Source organism: Streptomyces sp. NBC_00258, from assembly GCF_036182465.1.
Taxonomy (GTDB): domain Bacteria; phylum Actinomycetota; class Actinomycetes; order Streptomycetales; family Streptomycetaceae; genus Streptomyces.
In genome coordinates, this window is sequence record NZ_CP108081.1 from 7,830,771 (window position 1) to 7,852,942 (window position 22,172).

Sequence of the window (22,172 nt, forward strand, 5' to 3'; positions counted from 1 at the left end):
TGTTCGCTACGTTTGCACCGTGGACAAGAAGAACGCCCTGCGCGCCGGCGCCCTGGCTGCCGGTACGACGCTGATGATGCTGCTGATGTCGTCCCCCGCGCTCGCGGTGACGCCTGACGACGGCGACGACCCCGGCCCGGGCCTGAGCGTCATCGAGACGCTGGGGCTCTTTGTCGTGGCGCCGATCGGGCTGTTCCTGCTGATCGCCGGTCTGGTCTGGGTTCTCGACGGGTCGACGGACCGTCACCCGAAGGCGAAGGGCAAGGCCAAGACGAAGGCGGCCGTGAAGGCTTCCTGACCTCGGCCGGCCCCGGCCGCCATTGAGGTTTTCCGTTTCGAGGGCACCGTCCTCGCGTACGTACGGCAGTCGTCGTACGTGCACGAGGACGGTGCCCTCGACGTGTTTCCGGCCGGACCGGACCGGGCCGAGCCGGGCGCGACCGGATTCGGTGCCGGCACCGTGGTCCGCGGCGGCTTCAGCGGGAGGGGCCCGGGTGCGGGGCCGTCAGATAGCGCTGGACGGTCGGCGCCAGCCAGGCCACGATCTCCTCGCGGGGCAGGTCAACGGCGGGCGGCAGGCGCAGGACGTACCGCGTCAGCGCCATGCCCAGCATCTGTGACGCGACGAGCGCGGCGCGGGCCGGGACCTGCTCGGGATCGGGGCACACGCGCAGGGCGACCGGCACCAACTGCTCCTTGAAGATGCCCTGCATGCGCTCGGCCCCGGCGGTGTTGGTGACCCCGACCCGCAGCAACGCCGTGAGCACCTCGTTCTTCTCCCACAGCGCCACGAAGTGCTCGACGAAGATCCGGCCGACCTCCTCCTTCGGCACCTTCTCCGGCACCGGCAGCCGCAGATCGATGTCGACGGCCGCCGCGAACAGGCCCTCCTTGTTGCCGTAGTAGCGCATCACCATCGAGGGGTCGATCTTCGCGTCGCGGGCGATGGCGCGGATGGTCGCGCGCTCGTACCCGTCGGCGGCGAAGCGCTCGCGCGCGGCGGTGAGGATCGTGGCGCGGGTGGCGTCGGAGCGGCGGGCGGGCTGAGGGGACTGTGCGGGCCGGGCGGGCTGCGCGTGCTGGGTGGGGGAGTCGGTGTCGGTCATGCCAACAAGCGTAGGCCAACGGCTGTTGACGGGCCAGAGGTGTCGTCCTATGGTGGCAAACGGGCGTTGGCCTACAAGTGTTGGCCTACGAGTGTTGGCAACCGGGCCGCCCGGTGTTCGCCGACAGCCCTTGACCAACAACCGTTGGCACCAGGAGGCCGCCATGACCAGTACGACCGACAAGAACGGCACCCCCCGTACCGCCGTCGCCGCTTCCCGCGACGTCATCGTCGTGGGCGCGGGTCCCACCGGTCTGCTGCTGGCCGGCGACCTCGCCACCGCCGGCGTCCCCGTCACCCTCGTCGAGAAGCGCCCGCACAGGACCAGCAACCTCTCCCGCGCGTTCGTCCTGCACGCCCGCACGCTGGAGCAACTCGACGCCCGTGGCCTCGCCGACGAGTTGGAGAGCAAGGGGCAGACGCTCGACCGGCTCCGGCTCTTCTCCCGCCTGACCGTCGACCTGACCACCCTCCCCTCACGCTTCAACCACCTGCTCGTGCTGCCGCAGTACGAGGTGGAGCGGGCGTTGGAGCGGCGGGCGGTGGAGGCCGGGGTGCGGTTCGCGTACGAGACCGAGGTGACCGGGCTGGTCCAGGACGCGGACGGGGTCACCCTCCGGGTGCGCGCGGCCGCCGGGACCGAGGGGGCCGACGGGGGAGCGCGGGAACTGCAGGAACTGCGGGCGGCGTACGTCGTCGGGACGGACGGGATGCGCAGTGCCGTGCGGGAGGCGGTGGGGCTGCCCTTCCCCGGGCGTTCGGCGATCCGTTCCGTCGTCCTCGCCGATGTCCGGCTGGCCGAGGAGCCGGAGACGCTGCTGACCGTGAACGCGGTCGGAGACGCGTTCGCGTTCCTCGCGCCCTTCGGGGACGGTTACTACCGGGTGATCGGCTGGGACCGCCGACGCGATGTCGCCGACGACGCGCCCCTCGACCTCGACGAGGTCAAGGAGATCACCCGGCTCGCCCTCGGCCGCGACTACGGCATGCGCGACGCCCGCTGGATGTCCCGCTTCCACAGCGACGAACGACAGGCTCCCGCGTACCGGGTGGGCCGCGTGTTCCTGGCCGGGGACGCCGCGCACGTGCACACCCCGGCCGGCGGCCAGGGCATGAACACCGGTCTCCAGGACGCCGCCAACCTGAGCTGGAAGCTGGCGGCGACACTCAACGGCCACGCCCACGCCGACCTGTTGGACACCTACCAGTCCGAACGCCACCCGGTCGGAAAGTCCGTCCTCCGCAGCAGCGGCGGAATCGTACGGCTCGCGATGGCCAACCGGCCCTGGACGCTCGCGGCCCGCACCCTGCTCACCACGTTCCTGGATCACACCCGCCCGGCCCGCACCCGCATGATCGGCCAGATCACCGGCATCGGCTACGCCTACCCGGCCCCACGCGGCGCCCACTCCCTGGTCGGCAAGCGCGTCCCGGACGTGACCCTTCGGGACGGCCGCCTGTACGAGGCCCTGCGAGGCGGCAGGTTCGTACTGATCACCCCGTCCGGCACACCCACGGACCCCGACACCGACACCCGCAAGGACCGCCTCACCGTGGCGAGTTGGGCGAGCGACCGCCGTACGACACTCCTGGTCCGCCCGGACGGCTACGCGGCCTGGGCGGCGGAGGAACCGACCACCGAGGAACTCGAAGCGGCACTGACGGCATCGATGGGGCAGGACTGACCGCGCCCCGTGAGGGGCGCGGGTCTCTGGCATTGTCGTCGGCCATAGCCGGCCGCCCGGTTCAGAAGGCGTGCGCCATCAGCTCCGCGAACAGCGCGTGCTCGTCGACGTCGAGGCCCCGCGAGCGGAACCAGCCGCAGATGTTGGCGCAGTCGCGCTGGAGGAAGGTCATCCCGTTGAGGTTGCCGACCAGGTCGACGATCTGTGGCAGGTCGATGACGACCAGCCGCTCGCCCGCCGCCAGGATGTTGTACGCCGAGAGGTCGCCGTGCACGAGGCCGTTCTGCACCATCGTCGCGAGCGCATCGGTGAGCTGCTCGAAGTACGCTGCCAGCAGCTCGGGTGAGGGCCGGGTCTGGGCGAGCCGGGGTGCGGTTCCGACGGAGCCGTCCTCGTCGACGACGGTGATCCACTCCATCAGGATCTCGGTGCCGTCGATCTGGACCGGGTAGGGAACCGGCAGCCCGAGGTTCCAGAGCCGCACCAGCGCACCCCACTCGGACACCGCCCACTCGCCGGCCGCGACCTGCCGGCCGAAGGTGCTCTTCCGCTTGACGGCCCGCTCGTCACGTGAGCGCTTCATCGAGCGGCCCTCGGTGTAGGACGCGGAGCGGTGGAAGGTCCGGTGCTCGGGAGAGCGGTACCGCTTGGCCGCCATGACCACGCCGGCGGCGGGGTCGAGCGGGTCGGCGCGCTCGATGAGGTGGACGTCGGCCTCCTTGCCGGTCTTGAGGACGCCGAGCTCCGTGTCGATCGCGCCCTGCGAGGTCACCACCCAGTCCGGGAGCGGCTCGGGGCCTCGGCAGAGGGGTTCGACGCTGAGCCAGGTCGACCAGCGCCGGCCGTCCTCGAGGTCGTCATAGGCGCGGAATTCGAAGACGAACCGGTCGTCGACGTCGCCCAGGTCGTCCGGCGGCGGGACGTCGCGGTAAGGGTCGGCGATGAAGCCGTCAGGAAATGCCGGGTGCTGGGGGTGTTGCGAGAGATCGTCGTGAGACATCGCTGGAGGTGCTCCATGAGTTGAGAGAGAGGCGGTCTGCGGGCAGGCCGACGACAGTCGTGGTCACGGTCGTGCCTCCTCTCGTGGAGCACCGGGCAGCTCCCGGTTTCCCGCCCATGGTGAGGGGCGGAGACGGGGAGCGGCAACCGAATAAAGTCGGCCCGCGCCGAGCGGACCCGGCTGTGCCGTGGGTGTCCGGCGTGGTCCTCCGTACCGGGCTCGTCCCGGTCCTGCTCGGGCTGACGCTTCCGGCGAGCACGGACCGGAAGACCTGACGGATTCCTACTGGCGACTCGTCCGCTCCGTGCCGGTCAGCAACTGACGCAACAGGTCGGCCAGTTGGCCGGCCTGTTCCTCGTCGAGGGACGACAGCGCCTCCGTCTGGACGGCGAGACCGGCCCCGACCGCCTCGTCGACGAGCGCCAACCCCTTGTCCGTGAGCGTCACTTGGAGGGCGCGGCGGTCGTGGGGGTCCGGGGACCTGCGGAGCAGACCGGCCCGTTCCAGCTTGTCGAGGCGGCCGGTCATGCCTCCCGTGGTCAGCATTAGCGTCGCCGAGAGCTGGCGGGGCGAGAGGGCGTACGGGGCGCCGGACCGCCGCAGGGTGGCGAGCACGTCGAACTCGCCGCGCGAGATGCCGAGGCGCGCGTACGTCTTCTCCATCCGGTCGCCCATCGCCCGCGAGAGCCGGAAGACGCGCCCGAAGACCTCCATCGCGGCGGTGTCCAGGTCGGGCCGGACGGCGGCCCACTGGTCGATGATCGCGTCGACGGGGTCCGCGGGGGTCCTGGCGGCCTTGGATGTGCTCATGGGGCGAGTATCCGCACCCTGTCACTCGGCTGCAAGAAGGTGGCTTGACGATAAGTAGCTTAGCGCTAAGCTAATTACTCCCAAGCTACTTCCGTCGAGCCACCTCCCTCATGGAGCCGGTCATGAACCGCCGCACCGTCATCGCGCTCACCGCCCTGGCCCCCGTCTCCTGGGGCAGCACCTACGCCGTCACCACGGAGTTCCTCCCGGCCGACCGCCCCCTGTTCACCGGGCTGATGCGCGCCCTGCCCGCCGGGCTCGTCCTGCTCGCCCTCGCCCGCGCACTGCCCCGCGGGGTCTGGTGGTGGAAGGCGGCGGCCCTGGGCGCACTGAACATCGGTGCCTTCTTCCCGCTCCTCTTCCTCTCCGCGTACCGGCTGCCGGGCGGGATGGCCGCGGTCGTCGGTTCCGTCGGCCCGCTCTTCGTCGTGGGCCTCGCGGCGGCCCTGCTCGGCGAACGCCCGACCCTCCGTACGCTCCTCACCGGCATGGCGGCGGCCCTCGGTGTGAGCCTGGTCGTGCTGAAGGCGGCAGGTGCGCTGGACGCCGTGGGTCTGCTCGCCGCCGTCGCCGCTACCGCGTCGATGTCCGCGGGCACCGTGCTGACGAAGAGGTGGGGGCGCCCCGAGGGGGTGGGCCCGCTGGCCCTCACCGGCTGGCAACTGACCGCGGGCGGGCTGCTGATAGCTCCCGTCGCACTGCTCGTGGAGGGCGCGCCGCCCGCGCTCGACGGCAGGGCGGTCGGCGGCTACCTCTATCTGGCGCTGGCCAACACGGCGATCGCGTACTGGCTCTGGTTCCGTGGCATCGGCCGGCTCACCGCCACGCAGGTCACCTTCCTCGGCCCGCTCTCCCCGCTCACGGCGGCCGTCATCGGCTGGGCGGCGCTCGGCCAGGCGCTGGGTCCCGTGCAGCTGGCGGGCATGGCCCTCGCATTCGGGGCGACGGTGTTCGGCCAGCTCGGGGCGCGTCCCGCGTCTACGGCGCAAACGTTCAGCTCAGCTGAAAGGAATCGTCGAAAAGATTCGATGGACGTGATGGTTTAACCCCTGTGACGGTAGATCCACATCGACCGAGTTCCCGGCCGACGGGAAGAGAGGCGTGGGATACACCGTGGGAGTCCTGGACCCGACCACCCGTACGCACAGTTCGCCGGACGCGGACCGAGCAGAGCGAAAGGGCGTCGGCCCCGGCCTCGGTCCCGGACCCCGCCTCGGGCTCGGTCTCGGCATCGCGCTCGCCGCGGTCGCCACCGTCGTCTGGTCCGGCAGTTTCGTCACCTCCCGTGCCCTGCACGACAGCGTCCCGCCCGTCCAACAGGCCTTCTGGCGCTGGATCGTGGCGCTCGCGGCCCTCGCCCCGTTCGGGGCCCGGGCGGCCTGGCGGCAACGGCACGTACTCCGCCGCCACCTCGGTTTCCTCCTCCTCGCCTCCCTCCTCGGCATCACCGCGTACAACACCCTCGTCAACCAGGCGGCCCTCTCCACCTCCGCAGGCACCATGGGCATGATCATGGCCGCGTCGCCGGTCCTGATGGCGGTGTACGAACGCGTCGGCGGCGTACGTCTCGGAGTGCGCCGGGTCGTGGGCATGCTGATCGCCTGCGCCGGGGTCCTGCTGCTCATGAGCGGCGGGAGGCCCTCGCTCGACTTCGGGGCCGGGGACCTCTGGATGGCGGGGGCGGCCGCGTGCTTCGCCTCGTACAGCGCGCTCCTGCGTCACAGGCCGCGGGAGATCGACGGACTCGCGTTCCTCTTCTCGGCGTTCGTGCTCGGGACGGCGATGCTGCTCCCGGCGTACGCGGTGAGTCTGGCCGTGCAGGGCCCCTTCGACCCGACGCCGTCGACCGTCGGACCGATCCTCTACATCGGCGTCTTCTCCTCCGCGCTCGCCTTCTTCGCCTGGAGCAGGGCGATCGCGCTGATCGGCGCGGCCAGGGCCGGGGCGGTCTACTACCTCCAGCCAGTGTGTGTGGCGGCGCTGTCGTACGTGGTCCTCGGCGAGGAGACGAGTCCCGCGCAGCTGCTCTGCATGGCGCTGATCCTCGGCGGGGTCGTCCTCAGTGCCGGATAGGAGGGGCGGACGGGAGCGCCGGATAGGTTGCCGTCCATGGCCGAGCACGACAAGTGGGACATCAAGAAGCTGATCATTCTGCGTACGTTGCGTGAGCGCGGCACCGTCACGGCGACGGCGGAGGCCCTCCTGCTGACCCCCTCGGCCGTCTCCCAGCAGCTGACCAACCTCGCCAAGCAGCTCGGTGTGCCGCTGCTGGAGGCACAGGGGCGGCGGGTACGGCTCACCGGCGCGGCGCATCTCGTCCTGCGGCACGCGGAGGCGGTGTTCGAGCAACTGGAGCGGGCGGACGCGGAGTTGGCGGCGTACGCGCACGGGGATGCCGGGGAGGTGCGGGTGGGCGCCTTCTCCACGGCCGTGCCCGCGCTCGTCGTACCCGTCGTGCGGGCCCTGCGTGTGGCGCGGCCGGGGGTCCGGGTGCAGGTGCGGGAGGCCGAGGCGGGGGAGGCGTACGAGTTGCTGGGGGCCGGTGAGGTGGATCTCGCACTGTCGCTCACGGCGCGGGCCGTGCCCGGTGCGGGGGGCGGGCGGTTCACCCGGGTGCCGTTGCTCGCCGATCCGCTGGATGTCGCGCTGCCAGTCGGTCACGCGCTGGCGGGGGCGGCGGAGGTACGGCTCGCCGATCTGGCGGGGGAGGCGTGGATCTTCGGGGGGAGCGGGCCGTGGTCCGACATCACGCGGGGGGCGTGCGAGGCAGCCGGATTCGCCCCTCGTCAGGGGCACTCGGCGGCCGGGTGGACCGCCATCCTCGCCATGGTGGGGGCGGGGATGGGGGTTGCGCTGGTACCCCGGATGGCCGTGGCGGGGAGAGAGGACGGCGTGGTGATGCGGGCCCTCGACTCCGACCGGCCCCGGCGGCATGTGGTGGCAGCGGTGCGGCGCGGGGGTGAGGGGGCGCCGGCGGTGGCGCGTGTTCTCGACGCCCTGCAGGCCGAAGCGGACGCGTTGACGGCCCGCCGTCCCGGGTGACGGTTCCTCGCCCCGCCCTTTCCCGCCCCGACCACGCCGCTCGACGGGACACCGGGGCCGGAACTCCTCCAACCGGCCCCGGACCGCCCGAGGTTATTTCTTGACGTCCTTCACCGATGTCGGCCCCAACTGCTTGGCGCTGGCGTACTCCGGCATCGTCATGGGCTTGTCGAACAGGAAGAACGACTGGTTGGTGCCGACCGTGAACTCCATGTACGCGCCCGTCGTGGCGTCGAAGCCGTAGTAGGCGTTGCAGGTGGACCCCGTCGTGTACGTGCCGTCCATGCCGGGCTGCGCGAGGACCGCGACACCGCTGTCGGAGTGCTCCACCTTCTCCGTCGGGGTGAGCATCTTGCAGCGCGGCACCGGCAGGCCCTTCATGATGAAGTACCCGTACTCGCCTTTGGCGTTCTGGATGTAGACGTACGAGAGCTTGCCCCGCTTCCCCCACGTCCTGACCCACTGGTTGATCGCTTCGCGGGTCGGCGAGTACTCCATGCGGCCCGCCGGCTGCTGGGCCACCAGGTGGTCGTAGCCTTCCTGCTTGGCCTTGTTCTCCTTGTCCTGGCTGGAGTCGGTGCAGGACGTCAGGGCGAGGCCCACGACGAGCGCGACGACGGATGCCAGGGCCATGCGTACGAACTTCCTCATGCGGTGCTGCCCTCTTCCCTGGGACGAGACGGAGATCAGTTGGTGCATGTCGTGCGCTTGGCGTCGGCATCCAGCCGGTACGGCAGGTCCTTGTCACGGAAGGGCGCGCGGTGCTCCTGGGCGGCCTTCGAGTTGTAGTCGTTGACCGACTCGATCCGTGTGGCCCTCAGCGCGGTGACCGACTGGTCGATCTGTGTCGTGCGGGTCTCCGAAGCGGCCTTCCGCTCCTCCTGGAGCACCTGGATCGTTCCTTCGGCGTTCTGCACGGCCTCGCACAGATCGAAGAACTCCTCGTACGTGGCCTGACGGAACTCGCCCGAGCCGACGGTGTTGTCGCGCTCGTCCGCCTCACCGCGGAACGGGGCGGTGATCCACCCCGCACCGCCGAAGGCGAACACCCCGACCACGTACAACACCGCCAGGCCGACGACCCCTGCCACGGCCCAAGCGCCCAACTGTGCCCCCTCGCGTATCTGCCCCATGGCCATCCCCCTTCACAGGCGGCTCCGCGGCGTGGAACCACCTCCCGCGAAGGAGGACACGGCACCCGGTGAGACGGTTCCGCCGGCGGCGGCAGGCGGCTTGTCCCGCGGCGCCTGCGCTGTCGCGCACCTCGGCCGGCCGAGGTGCGGGGCACGGTCAGCGGGAGGTGAGGGGGGTTTCGGACTCGATGCGGGTGAGCTTTTCGGGGTTGCGGACGTAGTAGAGGCCGGTGACGCGGGTGTTCTCCACGAGGAAGGCCAGCACGCCGTCGATCACGCCGTCCACGCGCAGGACGAGCGCGGGGTTGCCGTTGACCGTCATGGACTCACTGGTGAAGGTGCCGCCGGCCTTTTCGACACTGCCGGCCATGTAGCGGAGCACCTTGTCGGCGCCGACGACGGGCCGTAGGGCCGCGAGCTTGAGGCCGCCGCCGTCGCTGACGAAGACGACGTCCGGGGCGAGTACGTCGAGCAGTCCCTGCAGGTCCCCGGTCTCGAGCGCGGACCGGAACGAGGTCAACGCTGCCCGGGCTTCTTCCAGTGAACCCGGTGTCCGCGGCCGGCGGGCGTCGACGTGCCGGCGGGCGCGGTAGGCGATCTGACGTGTGGCGGCCGGGCTCTTGCCGATCGTCTCCGCGATCTCGTCGTGGCCGAAGTCGAAAACCTCACGCAGGACGAAGACGGCGCGTTCGGTCGGTGAGAGGGTCTCGAGGATGAACATGAGTGCCAGCGACAGGTTCTCGGACAGTTCGACGTCCTCGGCCACGTCCGGCGCGGTGAGCAGGGGCTCGGGCAGCCAGGGCCCGACGTAGGCCTCCTTGCGCCGTTTGGCGGTGCGCAGCCGGTTGAGTGCCTGCCGGGTCGTGATCCGCACCAGGTAGGCGCGCTGGTCCCGCACCTGCGCCAGGTCGACCTTGGCCCACCGCAGCCAGGCCTCCTGGAGGACGTCCTCGGCGTCCGCCGCCGATCCGAGCATCTCGTAGGCGACGGTGAACAGCAGGTTGCGGTGGGCGACGAAGGCCTCGGTCGCAGGGTCGGTGACGTGGTCGTTCATGTCGTGCGCTTCACTCTCTCGTGGTCACGCCCCTCGGTCCTTCTTGGGCCGAACCGGTCGGTGCGGCCCAAGAAGGGGATGTGGGCGGCTAGGCCGCGCGCCGGGTGTCGGGCGGCGCCGTGGGTTGTTCCGGCCGAGGCGTCTCCGGGCGGTCGGTGCTGTCGCTGCGGGATCCGCGGGAACCGGCCCTGCGTGCCCCGGACACCAACTTGCCGAGGGTGAACCGGCAGGCGATCTCCTTGACGCCGGCACCGGGCCGTCCGCTGACGCGGAGCGCGTTGACCTTGTCGTTCGGGTACGAGAACTGGGTGACGCCCTCGTTTCGGCCGAGGCTGAGGCACTGCCCGGCGAAGAACATCCGGACGCGAGCGGGTGTCCTCCCCGCGATCCGGCGCAGGACCGTGTCGGCGGCCGCCGGGCCCAGCTGCACGGCGGCCTGGCAGCTCATCCGGAACGGCTGGTCCGTCATGACCGCCGCGTCCCCGGCGGCGACGATGCGCACGTCGTCCACGCTGGTCAGGGTCGCGTCGGTGAGCAGGCGGCCGTTGGTGTCGGTGCGCAGGCCGCTGCGGGCGGCCAGGTCCGGGACAGTGAATCCCGCGGTCCAGATCGTCACCGCGCTGGGCAGCTCGCGGCCGTCGTCGAGCTGAACGGCGTCCCGCGTCACTTCCCTCACCCGCGCACGGGGACCTTCGAGGACGGTCACACCCAGCTCGGCGAGCCGGCGGGCGACCGGGCGGCGGACCCGGGCGTGCAGAGAGGGGCCGAGCACGTCGCCGCAGACCAGGGTGACCCTGCGGCCCGCCTCCGCCAGCTCGGCGGCGGTCTCCAGGCCGGTCGGGCCGGCCCCGACCACGGTCACCGGAGCCGACGCGGGCGCCGCATCCAGCGCCGACCGCAGTCGCTGCGCCCCCTCGAAGTCCGACACCCGGTAGGCGAACTCCGTCGCACCGGGTACGCCGGGATCGGCGCCGCCGCTGCCCACCGCGTAGACGAGGTAGTCGTAGGAGAGCAAGCCACCGCCCGCCAGCGACACCCGGCGCCCGGCCGAGTCGATCCGGGTCGCGGTGTCGACCACCAGCCGGACGTTCCCGCCCAGGACCTCACCGAAGCCCTCGACCGCGTCGTCGGAGCCGGTCACGAGCTGGTGCAGACGGATCCGCGAGACGAACTCCGGACGCGGATTGACCAGCGTCACCGACACACCATCGCGCCGAGCCAGGCTGTTGGCCGCCGCCACGCCTCCGTACCCTCCCCCGACGACGACCACCTCGACGTTCCCGTTCATCATGTCTCCTCGTGTTGTGGACTCGGCATGGAGACACCAGCCGCCGGCCCGGCATAACAACCCGCGGATGAGACGTAGCACACATCAAACTCCGCGAAACGGCGCCCTCACGAACGCCGGGCGGGCTGGAAACGGGCGCAGCCCCGCTTTTCAGGGGCGCGGGGAACTGCGCGCCCAGCCACACACCCCCCGCACCCGACGTAGGACAGGCAGCCATTCAGCCTCTCCGGCGTTCGAGGAGCGGGGGTTCGGGGGCGGAGCCCCTGAGTAAGGGACGCTGGGGGTCCCCCCGCTCGAGCGAAGCCGAGAGTGGGGGAGGGTAAGGGCGGCGGGGGCGAAAAGGCACCCGGCATATTCACAGGAGTTGATCTCCGTCGCGACCGCCCCAAGGGCCCCTTGACACCCTGACCCGGCACATCGAGCCTTGACGGGGCGCGCTCCCCGGACCCCCGGACCGCCCGTTCGGAGCGCTCAACGGCCGTACCGAGGTGAGGAGTTGGCGTGAGGCCAGAGGCCGCCCGCAGCCGGGGAAACCCGTACCCCACCGTCGACGAGCTGGCGCACCGGGCGCGGGCGATGGTCGCGGAGCGGCCCGGCACCCTGCGCCTGCGCACGGTCGGAACGTCCCGGGCCGGCCGCCCCCTGTGGCTGCTCTCCGCAGGCCACGGCGAGCACCAGATACTGACCGTGGCCGGCGCCCACGCCAACGAACCGGTCGGCGGCGCCTCGTCGCTCACCCTCGCCGAGGACTTCGTACGCGACCCCCGAGTGCTGGACGAACTCGGCTGCACCTGGCACTTCCTGCTCTGCCTGGACCCGGACGGCACGACCCTCGGCGAGCGCAGGTTCGCCGAACACCCGGCCTCCGCGCCGACCCTGGACGGCTACTACCGCGGCTTCTACCGGCCCGCGTTCATCAGCCAGCCCGAGTTCCCGCCCGTGGAGAGTGACCCGCACACGGCGATGCCCGAGTCCCGCGCGCTGACCCGGCTCCTCGACGAACTGCGGCCCCTGATCCAGTTCTCCCTGCACGGCGTCGAAGTAGGAGGATCGTTCCTGCAGTTGACCCGCCCCGTGCCCGGAGCGCCGCGCGCCTTCCGTTCCGTGGCGGCGGAGCTCGGCATCCCGCTGGAGTACCGGCCGTTCGACGGCATGGGCTGGTTCGTCGACAGCCCCGGCGTGCTCGTCCTGCCCGACGGCAGCCCCGGCGACGAACGCGACCCCTCCGGCTACACCTCCCAGGCGACCTGGATGTACGCGATGCGGCACGGGACGGTCTCGGCCGTCGTCGAGGCACCCTTCTGGAGCGTGGCCGGAGTGAGCGACCCGAGCCCCGTCACCCGGCCGCAGCGGGAGATCTCCCGGGCCGCCGAGATCCTGCTCAGCCGCGCCAAACAGCTGGAGAAGGTGCTCGGCGCGCTCGCCGACCGGCCGCCCACGGACGAGCGCCGGCTGCCGTTCCACACCGCCGCGCGCGAACTCATGGACATCGGCCCCGGCGTGGTGGACACCTGGAACACCCACGACGCCCACGGCCTCGGCGACGCCGAACTCGCCACCACCGTCGGCAACTCCGTCTCCCTCGGCATAGCCGCCCGCCGCATACCCCTGCGCGCGGCCGCGATGATGCGCAGCGCCCTCGACGAACCGCCCGAGGCCCTCGACACCCTCGTACGCGACTGGAGCCAGGAGCTGGAGACCACCTTCGTCGCGCGCTGGGTGCCGGTGCACCGGCAGACCGCGCTGCACATCCGCACGATGCTGCACCTGGCCCGGCAGCTGGTCGGCGCATGAAACGCGTCGGCTCGCTCGTGAGCGCATGAAAAGGGCGCCCGGCACAGCACACGCCGGGCGCCCCATTCACGTACGGCCTACCGGCTGGTTGCCGCCGCGTCCGCCGCCTGGGCCCTGAGCGCGCGCTCGACGCCCGCGCGGGACTCCGAGATCAGCCGGCGCAGCGCCGGGCCGGGCTCGGCGGAGGCCAGCCACTCGTCCGTCTTGCGGAGCGTCTCCTCGGAGACCTGGACCGACGGGTAGAGGCCCACCACGATCTGCTGGGCCATCTCGTGCGAGCGGGAGTCCCAGACGTCCTTGACCGCCGCGAAGTACTTGTCCGTGTACGGGGCGAGCAGCTCGCGCTGGCCGGTCTGGACGAAGCCGCCGATCACGGCCTCCTGCACGGCGTTCGGCAGCTTGTCGGACTCGACGACCGACGCCCAGGCCTCCGACTTCGCCTCCTCCGTCGGGCGGGCCGAGCGGGCGGACGCCGCGTGGCGCTCACCGGCGGCCGTCCTGTCGCGCTCGTACTCGCCCGCGATCTCCGCCTCGTCGAACCGGCCCACCGCCGCGAGCTGCTGCACGAACGCCCAGCGCAGCTCGGTGTCGACGGCCAGACCCTCGATGGTCTCCCGGCCGTCGAGCAGGCCCTCCAGGAGGTCCAGCTGCTCCGGCGTACGGGCCGTCGCCGCGAAGGCGCGCGCCCAGGCCAGCTGGTGGTCGCTGCCGCCCGCGGCGGACTTCAGGTGGGCCAGCGTGGCGTCCGTCCAGCGGGTCAGCAGTGCCTCGCGCGCGGTCGGGTCGGCGTACAGCTCGATCGCCAGCTTCACCTGCCGGTGCAGCGACTGCACGACGCCGATGTCCGACTCCTTGCCGATACCGGACAGGACCAGGGACAGGTAGTCGCGGGTCGCCAGCTCGGCGTCACGCGTCATGTCCCAGGCCGAGGCCCAGCACAGGGCACGCGGCAGGGACGACTCGAAGTCGCCGAGGTGCTCGGTGACGAAGGCCAGGGACTGCTCGTCGAGACGGACCTTCGCGTACGAGAGGTCGTCGTCGTTGAGGAGGATCACCGCCGGGCGGCGCCTGCCCACCAGCTCGGGCACGGCGGTCAGTTCGCCGTCGACGTCCAGCTCGATACGGCCGTTCTCGTCGTCCCGCAGCAGCTTGCCGCTGCTGTCGTCGAGGTCGTACAGGCCGACGGCGATGCGGTGCGGACGCAGCGTCGACTCGCCCTTGGCGCCTGCGGGCAGTGCGGGAGCCTCCTGGCGGACGGCGAAGGCGGTGATGACGCCGTTCGCGTCCGTCTCGATCTCCGGGCGCAGGACGTTGATGCCGGCCGTCTCCAGCCACGCCTTCGACCAGGTCTTCAGGTCCCGGCCCGAGGTCTCCTCCAGGGCGCCCAGCAGGTCGGACAGGCGCGTGTTGCCGAACGCGTGCCGCTTGAAGTAGGCCTGCACGCCCTGGAAGAACTCGTCCTCACCGACGTAGGCGACGAGCTGCTTGAGGACGCTCGCGCCCTTGGCGTACGTGATGCCGTCGAAGTTGACCAGCACGTCGTCGAGGTCGTTGATCTCGGCCATGATCGGGTGCGTGGACGGCAGCTGGTCCTGCCGGTACGCCCACGTCTTCATGGAGTTGGCGAACGTGGTCCAGGAGTGCGGCCAGCGCGACTGCGGGGCGTACGCCTGGCACGCGGCCTCGGCGTAGGTGGCGAACGACTCGTTCAGCCACAGGTCGTTCCACCACTCCATGGTGACCAGGTCGCCGAACCACATGTGCGCCAGCTCGTGCAGGATCGTGGCGGCCCGCACCTCGTAGGCGGCGTCCGTGACCTTCGAGCGGAACACGTACTGGTCGCGGATGGTGACCGCGCCCGCGTTCTCCATCGCGCCCGCGTTGAACTCCGGCACGAACAGCTGGTCGTACTTCTTGAACGGGTACGCGTAGTCGAACTTCTCCTGGAACCACTCGAAGCCCTGCCGCGTCACCTCGAAGATCGCGTCCGAGTCGAGGAACTCGGCGAGCGAGGGCCGGCAGTAGATCCCGAGCGGGACCGACTGCCCGTCCTTCTCGTACACGCTGTGCACCGAGTGGTACGGGCCCAGGATGAGCGCCGTGATGTACGTGGAGATACGGGGCGTCGGCTCGAAGACCCAGATGTCGTCCTTGGGCTCCGGCGTCGGCGAGTTGGAGATGACGGTCCAGCCGGTGGGCGCCTTCACGGTGAACTGGAAGGTGGCCTTCAGGTCCGGCTGCTCGAAGCTCGCGAAGACACGGCGGGCGTCCGGTACCTCGAACTGCGTGTAGAGATAGGCCTGCTGGTCGACCGGGTCGACGAACCGGTGCAGGCCCTCACCGGTGTTGGTGTACGCGCAGTCGGCGACGACCCGCAGGATGTTGCGGCCCTCCAGGATCCCGGGCAGCGCGATCCGTGAGTCCTTGAAGACCTCGGCCGGGTCGAGGGAGTCGCCGTTGAGGGTGACTTCGTGGACGGCCGGGGCCACCAGGTCGATGAACGACTCGGCGCCGGTCTCGGCCGAGTCGAAGCGCACGGTGGTCACGGACCGGTAGGTGCCTCCCTCGCCCTGCGCGCCGGAGAGGTCGAGATCGATCTCGTACGAGTCAACGGTGAGCAGCTTCGCCCGCTGCTGCGCCTCTTCGCGGGTCAGGTTTGTGCCAGGCACGCGGTCATCTCCTCGTTATGTGTGGGTTGCGCCATCCTTCCACGGCTGATGCGGGGAATGCGATGTCCGTTTCCCGCCGGTGAGGTGGGGTGCGCGGCGGGACGCTGGACGCATGACGACGTACACCGCACGGGCCGTCGAACCGGCCGCGCTGAAGGAACTCCGAGATGTCGATGACGCGGACCGGGCCTGTGTCCCGTTCGTGGAGGAGGAGGGCGGAAGCCCGCTGCGGTGCTGTCTGCGGCGCAGCCGAACCGGGGAGCGGATCGCTCTCGTCTCGTACGCACCGTTGCGGCGGTGGGCCGCGGACACCGGGGCCGAGCCCGGCGCGTACGACGAGCAGGGCCCCGTCTTCGTCCACGCCGCGGAGTGCCCGGGCCCGGACACCGCCAGGTACCCCTTCGCCCGGCCGGGCGCCGTGCGTACCGTCCGCCGGTACTCCGCCGACGGACACATCCTCGGCGGACGTCTTCTGGAGATCCCGGAGTCGGCCGACGAGGCGCTGGACGCGGCCTTCGAGGAGGCCTTCGCCGATCCGGCGGTGGCGTTGGTGCACGTCAGGGCCGTCGAGTACGGCTGTTTCCTCTACGAGGTGCGCCGCCCCTGACCGCCGGACACCGGCGGGGGCGAGGAGCAGGGGAGTGGTACGGGACGGACTGGGAACCCGGTTCGGGTCAAGTAGACCGTCTATGACCCGAGTTGAGGGGAAACATTCCGATGGCGGGAACGGGAACACGTGCTTTAGGCGCCACCGCCGTGGCGCTGGTGCTCACCGCGGGACTGGCCGCCTGCTCCGACGGCGAGGACAAGGCGGAATCACCGTCGAAGAAGGACAAGGCGACGACCGGGGCGTCCGAGTCCCAGGTGGTGCGGGCGGCCCATCGCAAGACGGCCGCGGCGGACACGGCGAGGATGACCGTCGACACCAAGGCGGCCGCGGCCGGCGAGTCCGTGACGGTGCGCGGTGCCGGCGTGATGGACCTGGAGGACGGTGACAGCCGTATGACGCTGACCGCCCAGGGCCAGAAGGTCGAGCAGCGGGTCCTCGACGGTGTCGTCTACCAGAAGCCGCCCGCCGAGCAGCGCAAGCAGCTCCAGCTGCCCGGGAACAAGACCTGGATGAAGATCGACCCGGCCCGGCTGAACGGCTCGGGCGGTGCGGGCGGGCAGGTCAGCGACCCGGCCGAGTCGTTCGCGTACACCAAGGGCGTCGACGACCGGGACGTCACCAAGGTCGGGACGGAGACGATCGACGGGGCGCGCACCACGCACTACCGCGTCAAGGTCGACGTGGCGGCGCTGGCCGAGGGCGACCGGGCGAAGGCGCAGCAGCTGCGGGAGCAGCTGGGCACGTCGTCACTGCCGCTCGACATGTGGCTCGACGACGAGGGCCGTCTGCGCCAGGAGACCGTCCGGCTCACCCTGCGTCCCCAGTCCGGGGAGGGACAGAAGAGCCGGCAGGTCACCAGCACCACCACGCTCAGGTTCAGCGACTTCGGTACCGAGGCCGACATCGAGGAGCCGGCCGCCGGTGACACCGTGGACGTGACGGACAAGCTCGCCCGGGAAGCACAGTCCCCGGGCACCGCCTGACCGGCACTCGGATCAGCCGAGTTCCGCCGCCACCAGCTCCGCGATCTGGACCGCGTTCAGTGCGGCGCCCTTGCGGAGGTTGTCGTTCGAGACGAAGAGGGCGAGGCCGTGCTCGACGGTCTCGTCCTGGCGGATGCGGCCGACGAAGGAGGGGTCCTGGCCCGCCGCCTGGAGGGGCGTCGGGATCTCCGAGAGCGCCACACCCGGGGCACCCGCCAGCAGCTCCGTCGCGCGCTCCACGGACAGCGGACGCGCGAAGCGGGCGTTGACCTGGAGCGAGTGGCCCGAGAAGACGGGGACACGGACACACGTGCCGGAGACCTTGAGGGCCGGGATCTCCAGGATCTTGCGGGACTCGTTGCGGAGCTTCTGCTCCTCGTCGGTCTCGTTCAGGCCGTCGTCGACGATCGATCCGGCGAGCGGCAGCACGTTGAAGGCGATGGGCCGCTTGTAGACGCCCGGCTCGGGGAAGTCGACCGCCGAACCGTCGTGGGTCAGCTTGTCCGCGTCCGCCACGACCTTCTGCACCTGACCGTGCAGCTCCGCCACGCCCGCGAGCCCCGACCCGGACACGGCCTGGTACGTCGCGACGACCAGTGCTTCGAGGCCCGCCTCCTCGTGGAGCGGCTTGAGCACCGGCATCGCGGCCATCGTCGTGCAGTTCGGGTTGGCGATGATGCCCTTGGGGCGGTCGGCGATCGCGTGCGGGTTCACCTCGGAGACCACGAGGGGGACCTCCGGGTCCCTGCGCCACGCGGACGAGTTGTCGATCACGACGGCACCCTGGGAGGCGACCTTCTCGGCGAGGGCCTTGGAGGTGGCGCCGCCCGCGGAGAACAGGACGATGTCCAGGCCGCTGTAGTCGGCGGTGGAGGCGTCCTCCACGGTCACGGCCGTGTCCTTGTAGTCGATCGTCGAACCGGCCGAACGTGCCGAGGCGAACAGCCGCAGCGTCTCCATCGGGAAGTCCCGCTCAGCGAGGATCTTGAGCATGACCGTGCCGACCTGACCGGTGGCTCCGACGATTCCTACCTTCACAGCGACTCCTTTTGCCTGTGCATAACTGGCCAGTGTTTCCATCATGCGTCTCACCCCGGCCCGCCTGTCCAATCCTTTGACCTCGGGGACCGAGGACTGGGACGGGCCGGGGGGACCCCGCGAAGGGCCGGTCAGCCGCCGTTCTCGATCGTCCAGTTTCCGTTGGTCCTGATCTGGAGGAACCCCCCGGGCAGCCGCTGCAGCCCCGAGGCCGGGGCGATCCGGCGTACGGGCCGCAGACGTTCGTCGAGTTCCCAGACCACCAGCTGGTCGAGCATGCCGCGGCCCTCGTGGGTGAGCATCATCTCGGTTTCCGGACCCGTGTGACGTACGACTCCATAGCCCTGCCCGGACACCGGTCCGGCCTGCTGTCCGAAGACGGGAGCCGTCTCGAGTGGAGCCGGGTCGAGCCGCCAGCCGGTCCGGTCGTCCGCCTGGACCAGGAGGTAGCAGTACCCGGCCTCCGACACCCACAGCGGGCCGGTCACCGGCCGACGGCGCCCCGAGGTGTCCGCGCAGACCACGCCCTTGCCGTGGGGCTGCACCGTGGAGCTGTCCAGCCAGCCGTCGTCGTCCGTGGTCCGGCGCAGGTGGACCAGGGCGGGCGGGCCGGTGTAGCCGAGCACCGTGCTGCCCACGCCCTCCACCGAGCCCGCCAGCGGCTGCGCCTGCTCGACCGGCAGCAGCCGAAAACTCCAGTCGCCTGCGTCCTCGATCCGCAGCCTGGCCTCGGGCTCGCCCTTGCGGAACAGGAGGGTGCGGCCTCGGCGGCCGTGGAACTGGCCGCGCAGGAACTTCGCCTCGTCGTCGTACTCGTCGAGCAGCTTGACCTCGTACCCCATGAACGAGCCCTCGTCCGAGATCGCGTACTCCAGGATCGAAGGACGGCCCGGGGCCGGGTTGACCAGCGTGACCGTGCTCTTGCCCCGGCCGGTGTAGTCGCCGGAGGACTGTGCCGCTGCCTGGTCGAGCACGGGCAGGGGGCGGGCGGTGAGCTGCCAGGGGCCGTCGGCCTCGATCAGGAGCAGGAGGGGGCCGGCCGGGACGGGCACGGTCTGGCGCAGCGCGTCGGTCTCGTTGACGAGCAGGTCGTACTCGTCCGGGTTCCGCAGGTTCGCGAGCTCCTGGCTCTTGAGCGCGAAGTAGCCGCCGCCGTCCTCGTCACCGGCGAACTCCACGTCGATGTCGGCCGCGGTGCCCGTGTACGCCACCACCTCCGGGCCGTACCCCTGGAGCGGGGAGTCCAGCCGGCGGGCCACCGAGAGCGGCTGGACCATGACCGTCCAGTCGTTGTCGGCCTCCACCCGCAGCCGCAGCGGGATGCCCTCCGGCGGGTGGACGAGGGTGCGGCCCCGGAAGTCGCGCAGGGTGCTGTTGTAGAGGAGGTCGTCGTCCTTGTTGCGGCGGTTGAGGGTGTGCATGCCGAAGTAGCCGTCGCCCTCGTGCCAGGCCTCGACGATCACGGGCCCCGGCGGGATGGGCACACCGACGGAGACCACCCCGTTGCCGCGGCCGCGCTGCACGAACGGCTGGAAGCCGGGCCCGAAGGAGACGGCCGCCGCCGGTGCCCGCGGCGCCGGGCCGGGGTGCGGCGGCACCGCGTCCCGTACGTCGTACCCGGGCGGCGCGGTCGGTGTCGGTGGCGGGACCGGTGCCGGTATGGGCGCCGGTATCGGGGGCGGGGGCGGTGTCGGGTCCTCCACCGCTGTCCCGAAGTCGGTCGCGAGGCCCGCGAGACCGGACGCGTAGCCCTGGCCCACCGCGCGGAACTTCCACGTGCCGTTCCTGCGGTAGAACTCGCCGAGCACGAAGGCCGTTTCCTCGGTCGCGTCGGTCACGTCGTAGCGGGCGACGACGGTGCCGTCCCCGGTGAGCGCCTGCACATTCAGCCCGGGCACGGCACCGAAGGCCCCGCCGTCGCACGACCCGGCGATCACCACCCGCTGCACGTCGGGTTCGATGCGCGGCAGGTCCAGCTCGAGCCACTCGGCGAGCTGTCCGCCGCCGTCGGCCGTGCCCGCGTGGCGTACGGCCCCGGAGGGGTGCGCGGGCTGGTTGTAGAAGACCAGGTCGGCGTCGCCGCGTACCTTGCCCAGGGCGTCGAGAAGCAGCGCCGAGGCATCCACGGACGGAGCCCCCGGAACGCTCCGCCGACAGACCGCCACACGCAACAGAGCTGCGGGAACAGGGGTGTTGGCACCTTTGGTGATGTGCGTCATGCGGCACATGGTGGCAGTGGAGACGGTGTGAAGTCGATAAGTGGGAAATGTGGAGGGTGGGAGTCCGTAAAGATCTCCCCGATCGAGCCGAAACGATTTCCGCAATCGGGCCGAAAAGATCTCCCCGATGGGGCCGAACGTTTCCCGCACCAGCGGCGTCCTAGAGAAAACGCGGCGAGGGGAGGGGTGGCTGTGCTGCGCAGAAAAGCCCGCCGCGTCCTGGGGGGCGGGGAGAGCGCCGGGGGGACGCTCGACGACCCCCTGGACGCGGCCCAGGAGCGTCGGGTGCGAGCCGTGCTCGCGCTCGGCGGGGTGCCGCAGGCGGACCTGCCGGACGGGGTACAGCAGGTCCGGCTGCGGCTCCTGGAGCGCGCGGCCAGCGGGGCGGAGGCACCCCGTGACGTGTCGGCGTGGGCGGCGGTCGTCGCCTCGAACCTGGCGATGGACTGGCATCGCGCCAGGCGCCGCCAGGAGCGGATCGGTGAGCGGCTGGCCTCGCTGAGGCAGTCGCCGCACATCGAGGGCGACTCGGGCGACGACACCAAGGTGATGTCGCTCGCGGTGGCCCAGGGCCTGGACGAACTGCCGGACGCCCAGCGGCAGATCCTCGTGCTGCGCTTCTACGCCGACCTGCCCGTCCGCGGCATCGCCGAGGAGCTCGGCATCCCGGAGGGCACGGTCAAGAGCAGGCTGCACACGGCGGTCCGCGCGCTGCGCGCCCGCCTGCACGAGGACGAGGTGGTGTGACGTGGCCGAGTACGAAGGAATGGACGCGCTGATGGCCGCGCTCACGGACGAACCCCTCCCCGAGGACGCCCGGGACGACGCGGAGTTCCAGGTGGAGCACCGGTCCGCGCTCGCGGACATCGCCCTGCTCAGGGACCAGCTGCGGCTCATGGGCGACACGCTGGCCGCGGAGACACCGGGTACGGAGGAAGCGAGTACGGAGTCAGCGAGTACGCGGACACCGGTGGCGGAAGGCGGGCGGCCCGAAGCCGAGCCGTCCCCGGCATCCGTACCGCTCGGGGAACCGAAGCCGCGCAGGACACCCAGGCCGCTCAGGAAACCGAAGTCGCTCAGGAAACCTAGGTCGATCAGGGCGCCCAAACCGGGCAGGCCGTCCCAGCCGCCCTGGTACCGGCGTTACGCGGGTGTGGCTCTCGGCACCCTCGTGGTGGGCGCGGGCACGGCGATGCTCGGCGGAATGGTGTGGCTCGGGGTACAGGGGGGCGCCGCCGACGGGGGCGCCGACTCGTCGGCCGCGAAGCAGGAGGACAGCGGGGGCGACTCGTCGCTGTACTCGCCCGAGATGCACCTCGCGTGCTCCAAGGTCCTCGTCGAGGGGACCGTGCAGAGCATCACGCCCACCGACGACGGGAACGTACGCGTCGTCCTGAAGGTGAAGCGCTACTACCGGCCCGAACAGTCCGTGGCAGAGCATCCGACGATCACCGTCACGCTGCTCGACAGTGCCAGGGCGGACCTGAAGGTCGGCACGTACACCCTGGTCCGGGTGCCGGTGCACCCGCAGGACCGGCAGGACTGGGAGACCGGCGGAGGTGTCGCCGACGCCCGCGAGGGCATCGTGGACGCGCTGCCGGGAGCGCGGGGGATGAAGTGCGCGGGCCCGAACGGGGGATAGGGCCGGCGGACGACGAGAAGGGCGGGCGCCCGGTGGACCGGACGCCCGCCCTTCTCGTACAGATCTCGTACCAGAGAGTGCAAGGCCTTCAGAGCGTCAC

Annotated in this window: 20 protein-coding genes; 10 read left to right on the forward strand and 10 right to left on the reverse strand. The window is 71.1% G+C overall.

Annotated elements, in window-relative coordinates; genetic code table 11:
- Positions 1-19 precede the first annotated feature (19 nt).
- Positions 20-298: a hypothetical protein gene (locus OG718_RS34835; RefSeq protein ID WP_328846029.1), complete on the forward strand. Its 279-nt coding sequence runs from the start codon at positions 20-22 to the stop codon at positions 296-298.
- Positions 299-476: 178 nt separating this feature from the next.
- Here OG718_RS34835 and OG718_RS34840 read toward each other — a convergent pair whose 3' ends face one another.
- Complete coding sequence (locus tag OG718_RS34840; protein ID WP_143632242.1) at positions 477-1,106, reverse strand: TetR/AcrR family transcriptional regulator; 630 nt, start codon at positions 1,104-1,106, stop codon at positions 477-479.
- A 163-nt stretch (positions 1,107-1,269) separates the two neighbouring features.
- Between OG718_RS34840 and OG718_RS34845 the strand changes: the two genes are divergently transcribed.
- Positions 1,270-2,790: an FAD-dependent monooxygenase gene (locus tag OG718_RS34845; RefSeq protein WP_328846030.1), complete on the forward strand. Its 1,521-nt coding sequence runs from the start codon at positions 1,270-1,272 to the stop codon at positions 2,788-2,790.
- Between the two features lie 61 nt (positions 2,791-2,851).
- On the opposite strand, the gene OG718_RS34850 is transcribed toward OG718_RS34845, so the two are convergent.
- Positions 2,852-3,790, reverse strand: a complete 939-nt coding sequence (locus OG718_RS34850; RefSeq protein WP_328846031.1) for a serine protein kinase RIO — start codon at positions 3,788-3,790, stop codon at positions 2,852-2,854.
- 282 nt (positions 3,791-4,072) lie between these two features.
- A complete protein-coding gene (locus tag OG718_RS34855; RefSeq protein ID WP_143632238.1) occupies positions 4,073-4,600 on the reverse strand; it encodes a MarR family winged helix-turn-helix transcriptional regulator in 528 nt (175 codons plus the stop codon).
- Positions 4,601-4,722: 122 nt separating this feature from the next.
- Between OG718_RS34855 and OG718_RS34860 the strand changes: the two genes are divergently transcribed.
- The 3 genes from OG718_RS34860 to OG718_RS34870 all read left to right on the forward strand — a co-directional run bounded on the left by OG718_RS34860 (position 4,723) and on the right by OG718_RS34870 (position 7,642).
- A complete protein-coding gene (locus tag OG718_RS34860; RefSeq protein WP_328846032.1) occupies positions 4,723-5,646 on the forward strand; it encodes an EamA family transporter in 924 nt (307 codons plus the stop codon).
- A 184-nt stretch (positions 5,647-5,830) separates the two neighbouring features.
- A complete protein-coding gene (locus OG718_RS34865; RefSeq protein WP_328847884.1) occupies positions 5,831-6,673 on the forward strand; it encodes a DMT family transporter in 843 nt (280 codons plus the stop codon).
- A gap of 36 nt (positions 6,674-6,709) precedes the next feature.
- A complete protein-coding gene (locus OG718_RS34870; protein ID WP_328846033.1) occupies positions 6,710-7,642 on the forward strand; it encodes a LysR family transcriptional regulator in 933 nt (310 codons plus the stop codon).
- Positions 7,643-7,735: 93 nt separating this feature from the next.
- Here the strand turns inward: OG718_RS34870 and OG718_RS34875 are convergent, their stop codons facing one another.
- From OG718_RS34875 to OG718_RS34890, 4 genes are all read right to left on the reverse strand, one after another.
- Positions 7,736-8,293, reverse strand: coding sequence for a hypothetical protein (locus OG718_RS34875; RefSeq protein ID WP_306940112.1), 558 nt, complete (start codon positions 8,291-8,293; stop codon positions 7,736-7,738).
- A gap of 35 nt (positions 8,294-8,328) precedes the next feature.
- Positions 8,329-8,781 carry a hypothetical protein gene (locus OG718_RS34880; protein WP_328846034.1) on the reverse strand — a complete coding sequence of 151 codons (453 nt, stop codon included), beginning with the start codon at positions 8,779-8,781 and terminating at the stop codon, positions 8,329-8,331.
- A 151-nt stretch (positions 8,782-8,932) separates the two neighbouring features.
- The gene (locus tag OG718_RS34885) at positions 8,933-9,829 is read right to left on the reverse strand and encodes an RNA polymerase sigma-70 factor (RefSeq protein ID WP_328846035.1); all 897 of its coding nucleotides are present in this window, start codon (positions 9,827-9,829) and stop codon (positions 8,933-8,935) included.
- Positions 9,830-9,917: 88 nt separating this feature from the next.
- On the reverse strand, positions 9,918-11,117 hold the full coding sequence (locus OG718_RS34890; RefSeq protein WP_328847885.1) for an NAD(P)/FAD-dependent oxidoreductase: 1,200 nt from the start codon (positions 11,115-11,117) through the stop codon (positions 9,918-9,920).
- A gap of 501 nt (positions 11,118-11,618) precedes the next feature.
- On the opposite strand from OG718_RS34890, the gene OG718_RS34895 reads away from it, so the two are divergent.
- Positions 11,619-12,911 carry a M14 family zinc carboxypeptidase gene (locus OG718_RS34895; RefSeq protein ID WP_260694835.1) on the forward strand — a complete coding sequence of 431 codons (1,293 nt, stop codon included), beginning with the start codon at positions 11,619-11,621 and terminating at the stop codon, positions 12,909-12,911.
- A gap of 77 nt (positions 12,912-12,988) precedes the next feature.
- Here the strand turns inward: OG718_RS34895 and pepN are convergent, their stop codons facing one another.
- Positions 12,989-15,580 carry an aminopeptidase N gene (gene pepN / locus OG718_RS34900; RefSeq protein ID WP_328846036.1) on the reverse strand — a complete coding sequence of 864 codons (2,592 nt, stop codon included), beginning with the start codon at positions 15,578-15,580 and terminating at the stop codon, positions 12,989-12,991.
- A gap of 112 nt (positions 15,581-15,692) precedes the next feature.
- Here pepN and OG718_RS34905 point away from each other — a divergent pair, with 112 nt between their 5' ends.
- Positions 15,693-16,187 (forward strand): DUF1203 domain-containing protein, encoded by a 495-nt coding sequence (locus tag OG718_RS34905; RefSeq protein WP_143632225.1) that lies wholly within the window; start codon positions 15,693-15,695, stop codon positions 16,185-16,187.
- 110 nt (positions 16,188-16,297) lie between these two features.
- The gene (locus OG718_RS34910) at positions 16,298-17,173 is read left to right on the forward strand and encodes a DUF7537 family lipoprotein (protein WP_328846037.1); all 876 of its coding nucleotides are present in this window, start codon (positions 16,298-16,300) and stop codon (positions 17,171-17,173) included.
- A 12-nt stretch (positions 17,174-17,185) separates the two neighbouring features.
- Here the strand turns inward: OG718_RS34910 and OG718_RS34915 are convergent, their stop codons facing one another.
- On the reverse strand, positions 17,186-18,211 hold the full coding sequence (locus tag OG718_RS34915) for an aspartate-semialdehyde dehydrogenase (protein WP_143632221.1): 1,026 nt from the start codon (positions 18,209-18,211) through the stop codon (positions 17,186-17,188).
- Positions 18,212-18,342: 131 nt separating this feature from the next.
- Positions 18,343-20,430, reverse strand: a complete 2,088-nt coding sequence (locus tag OG718_RS34920; RefSeq protein WP_328846038.1) for a TerD family protein — start codon at positions 20,428-20,430, stop codon at positions 18,343-18,345.
- A 186-nt stretch (positions 20,431-20,616) separates the two neighbouring features.
- On the opposite strand from OG718_RS34920, the gene OG718_RS34925 reads away from it, so the two are divergent.
- Positions 20,617-21,177, forward strand: coding sequence for an RNA polymerase sigma factor (locus OG718_RS34925; RefSeq protein ID WP_373466252.1), 561 nt, complete (start codon positions 20,617-20,619; stop codon positions 21,175-21,177).
- A 1-nt stretch (position 21,178) separates the two neighbouring features.
- A complete protein-coding gene (locus OG718_RS34930) occupies positions 21,179-22,072 on the forward strand; it encodes a hypothetical protein (protein ID WP_328846039.1) in 894 nt (297 codons plus the stop codon).
- Positions 22,073-22,172: the final 100 nt, after the last annotated feature.

What these genes read in the sequence shown, in the direction of transcription:
- OG718_RS34840 (WP_143632242.1), bottom strand. Translation starts at nt 1,106, where the DNA reads ATGACCGACACCGACTCCCCCACCCAGCACGCGCAGCCCGCCCGGCCC.
- OG718_RS34845 (WP_328846030.1), top strand. Translation starts at nt 1,270, where the DNA reads ATGACCAGTACGACCGACAAGAACGGCACCCCCCGTACCGCCGTCGCC.
- OG718_RS34850 (WP_328846031.1), bottom strand. Translation starts at nt 3,790, where the DNA reads ATGTCTCACGACGATCTCTCGCAACACCCCCAGCACCCGGCATTTCCT.
- OG718_RS34855 (WP_143632238.1), bottom strand. Translation starts at nt 4,600, where the DNA reads ATGAGCACATCCAAGGCCGCCAGGACCCCCGCGGACCCCGTCGACGCG.
- OG718_RS34860 (WP_328846032.1), top strand. Translation starts at nt 4,723, where the DNA reads ATGAACCGCCGCACCGTCATCGCGCTCACCGCCCTGGCCCCCGTCTCC.
- OG718_RS34870 (WP_328846033.1), top strand. Translation starts at nt 6,710, where the DNA reads ATGGCCGAGCACGACAAGTGGGACATCAAGAAGCTGATCATTCTGCGT.
- OG718_RS34875 (WP_306940112.1), bottom strand. Translation starts at nt 8,293, where the DNA reads ATGAGGAAGTTCGTACGCATGGCCCTGGCATCCGTCGTCGCGCTCGTC.
- OG718_RS34880 (WP_328846034.1), bottom strand. Translation starts at nt 8,781, where the DNA reads ATGGCCATGGGGCAGATACGCGAGGGGGCACAGTTGGGCGCTTGGGCC.
- OG718_RS34885 (WP_328846035.1), bottom strand. Translation starts at nt 9,829, where the DNA reads ATGAACGACCACGTCACCGACCCTGCGACCGAGGCCTTCGTCGCCCAC.
- OG718_RS34890 (WP_328847885.1), bottom strand. Translation starts at nt 11,117, where the DNA reads ATGAACGGGAACGTCGAGGTGGTCGTCGTCGGGGGAGGGTACGGAGGC.
- OG718_RS34905 (WP_143632225.1), top strand. Translation starts at nt 15,693, where the DNA reads ATGACGACGTACACCGCACGGGCCGTCGAACCGGCCGCGCTGAAGGAA.
- OG718_RS34910 (WP_328846037.1), top strand. Translation starts at nt 16,298, where the DNA reads ATGGCGGGAACGGGAACACGTGCTTTAGGCGCCACCGCCGTGGCGCTG.
- OG718_RS34920 (WP_328846038.1), bottom strand. Translation starts at nt 20,430, where the DNA reads ATGACGCACATCACCAAAGGTGCCAACACCCCTGTTCCCGCAGCTCTG.